Source organism: Psychroserpens mesophilus, from assembly GCF_050617655.1.
GTDB classification, from domain to species: Bacteria; Bacteroidota; Bacteroidia; order Flavobacteriales; family Flavobacteriaceae; genus Psychroserpens; species Psychroserpens mesophilus_A.
The window spans coordinates 1-263 of record NZ_JBODQC010000227.1; the positions used below are offsets into that span (position 1 = coordinate 1).

Here is a 263-nt window from a genome sequence, read left to right on the forward strand (position 1 = left end):
TCCAATTTGGTTACTTGCTGTAAAAGATGCTACCATGTTATTTAACATATCACTACCAGCTTGTGGTGAATTTGTTAACAAGATTAAGTTACTATTGGATTCTTCACCAATAGATTGCAGCGTATCGTAATGTTGTGTTACAACGATTAATGCAGATGCTTCTTGAGAGTTAATACCAACTCCATTCAACACTTCTACAGACTCCTCTAAACCACGAGCAATTTCGCGTCTTTGGTCTGCGATACCTTGTCCTTGTAGTCGTT

The 263-nt window shown here is 38.0% G+C and carries 1 pseudogene; it reads right to left on the reverse strand.

Annotation, left to right across the window (positions count from 1 at the left end):
• A pseudogene (locus ACRHNM_RS17060) lies at positions 1–263 on the reverse strand (SPFH domain-containing protein); the annotation flags it as partial.